This window comes from Hymenobacter sp. UYP22, from assembly GCF_040547285.1.
GTDB lineage: Bacteria > Bacteroidota > Bacteroidia > Cytophagales > Hymenobacteraceae > Hymenobacter.
Genome location: NZ_JBEPPK010000027.1, coordinates 1 through 2,846, shown reverse-complemented (window position 1 = coordinate 2,846; position 2,846 = coordinate 1). Strand labels below are relative to the sequence as shown.

General features: G+C 47.0%; 3 protein-coding genes. 1 reads left to right on the top strand and 2 read right to left on the bottom strand.

Annotated features, from left to right (window positions below; translation table 11 throughout):
• A partial coding sequence (locus ABIB60_RS22365; protein ID WP_354582557.1) for a protein rep occupies positions 1-981 on the bottom strand: 981 nt, incomplete at its 3' end.
• Positions 982-2,347: 1,366 nt separating this feature from the next.
• On the opposite strand from ABIB60_RS22365, the gene ABIB60_RS22360 reads away from it, so the two are divergent.
• A complete protein-coding gene (locus ABIB60_RS22360; protein ID WP_354582556.1) occupies positions 2,348-2,539 on the top strand; it encodes a hypothetical protein in 192 nt (63 codons plus the stop codon).
• A 23-nt stretch (positions 2,540-2,562) separates the two neighbouring features.
• Here the strand turns inward: ABIB60_RS22360 and ABIB60_RS22355 are convergent.
• On the bottom strand, positions 2,563-2,846 hold a 284-nt coding region (locus ABIB60_RS22355), incomplete at its 5' end, for a hypothetical protein (RefSeq protein ID WP_354582555.1).

Sequence of the window (2,846 nt, the reverse complement as noted above, 5' to 3'; positions counted from 1 at the left end):
CCCATATTTCTGCAGAGTGCGACGACCAGAAACAGCACGAAAAATAGTGTCGAGAGCTGCCGCATATATCACTCTGTCTTTCGAGTGGCTGCTGATGAGCTTCGTCATGTACTTGCAGAGCTCTATACAGCTGTTGTCATCTGCATCTCGCACATCCTGTCCCTTCCAAGAAGCATTTTGATAGCGCTCCAGCCATTTCTCTCGCAGTGTATTTGCTGCTGCACGGCTGTCTAGTATCAGATGGTAGTGAGGATGATAATTCTGCTCGTCTGAGTTGAAAGTTACTTCCAGCTTGCGCAGTCCATTAAGAATAGGAAGACCACTATTCCGACTCTTAGCATTCTGAAGCTGCTTGCAGATTTTGGAGAAGTTCTCCCCCATTCTCTCTACTACTCCCTCTAGCTCATCACCTGAGCAGTTAGGCACCGTTAGCGTTACAAACACCTTATCCTTCCAAGTGCTGAGAGTAGGCATGTACTGCTTTATCACCTTCGCAGTGCTTATCCTCGAGCAGACCACACACCAGCGATTCTTACAGTACTTGGTTACCAGCTCTCCTCCTTGAGAGTAAAGCAGCGACGAACAGTGCCAAGTATTCCAGTATGACTTTTTGAGTGGAGTGCCAGGCACATCTACCAACCTCCTTACTACAGCCCAGGTCAAGTACTTCGCTCGGGCCCGCTTCTTGAAGTTCTCTAGTGCGCCCGCAGGCGTTTTCTGAATCAGATTTACCGGCTTATTCGCCTTCTGTAAGTCGCTGATTCTCTGAGAGAAGCTAGTTATGCTAATGTATGAACCGGTACCGGCGCCTTTTGGCGGCTTACGGCCAGGTAAGGGTACAGCAATGCTGGACCCATTGGCTATGGTTACTCCCACTGTGTCGAATGGCGGAAGAATAAAGCTTGAGACCTCCTTCCAGCCGGAATAAAAGTACCCCGATTCCTCAGATTCAAACGAATTGAGCAAAAAAAAGCCCCGCATGGAGGTCTCAAGTCCAGGCGGGGTATTCTTTCGAAACAGTGGTTATGATGATTAACCAGTTCACAAATTTACGAAGACCACACCGTTTTCGATGTGACTCGGCCAACTTTTCTGATGCAGAAAAGCAACAGCCTTTTAGACGAAATAGTCAGAGATAGCTATGATGGTCGAAAGGTGAGAAGCATACACTCTACCACTTGAGCACTAGCTTCTCAAAGTCCTTCACAGTGAGAAACAGTGAAAAATATTTAACAATACTCGTTGCGATAAATTATAAGGTGGCTACCTTTCGTTAGCTCTCAAAAGCAAAAGACCCCGCCCCTAGGAAGGCGAGGTCTTTACCGAGGGTCGCGGCTCTTACTTGTCCAGATCGTCAAAAAACCGGATCAAGTTGAGCACCAGATTAAGCACGGGGACTACGTGGTGATACCACGGGTCCCCTTTCTTTTTTACTGGCAAAGCAGTTAAAGTACCCCTAATTGGGGAGGGGCTGCCCCTCAGCTTTAGTGCTTATGCTCGGAAGATATTTCTATCTAGCTCTCAGGACAAACCTTCTTTTCAGAAGTTTTCCACATAAGCGTAAAACACTAGTCCTTAGGCCCTTTTTTGCAATTCAGAAAGCCTAATACTGCGAGTTTTTTGCGGTGTATAGTGTAAAAAGCCGGCTTTTTATTCTCCACTAGAAGTCGTATTGCACAGATTATTAATTGAGCATTCCGATGAACCAGTACCAATGATCGGATTATCCACTTACGCCTGCAGGTTCTTAAGCGGGTCGTAAATCTTTAATTGATGTAGCATCTTGACGCGGTAGTAATCCTTGAAAAGTCTTTACTCTTGAAGGCATTGAAGTCTACTCAATAGGCGCGATGTAGCTCGCTAGCCGCGAAGCCTGGCGCTCCGAAAAAGGCTTTTAAAGTGATGGGTAGTACCGCTGCCCACCACCTCCTAACAAAAGGTTATCTGAGACTCTATCTACAGAGTAAATGATAGTATAAGGCCTCAATACACCTATGTACTACCTAGACTTCCACCTACTACCTCCACCAAATACTTTGTACCGACCATACTAACAGACAGTAATATCTCTCGTTATTAAGGGTACCTAACCCCTGCTCACTACTTCCCTAAATCCTCTTCGCTCACCGCGGAGGGGATTTTCTTTTTAGCGGTGGCCTGGCCAGTAGTCACCTTTTTCATTTCACCCCATTTTATAGAAAACCCACCCACTAGCGATATCCCCATCATGAGCTTTCCGCTGCTGATACCCACTCCTCACCTTTGTCATAATCGCGGCACAAATGGCAAAAACCCACTTTTCCCAAATAATATATAAGAGAAATAACCAATAAGAATGAAGAAGACCATGAAGAAACTGCTTCCCCTACTCGTAATAGTAGCACCAGCCTTTGTGAAGGCATATGACCGATACTGCGAGGCTCATCCAGTAGAGAAGACCAAATCTGAGCTGGAAAGCAAGCCCACCATCACTAAGAAGAAGTCGGTTCACACGCGCACCATCACGGAATCAGTGGAGGATGTCTCGTATGTGAAATAGATGCCGGCAGAACCGCGGATAACCTACCTGATACCCGTCTCTACCAGCCGGCGCAGCGCAGCGTCTGGCTGGTAGTGGGTCAGTACTTCACCCGTGTCTTTATCTACCCAATCAGCAAGGTCTTGATACCACTCATACACTGCGTCAAGCTTCATCTCAGCAGCCAGCGCATCGGCTTCCTCATCACTTACCTCTTTCTCAGCTCGCAAGCTCCCATATTTCTGCAGAGTGCGACGACCAGAAACAGCACGAAAAATAGTGTCGAGAGCTGCCGCATATATCACTCTGTCTTTCGAGTGGCTGCTGA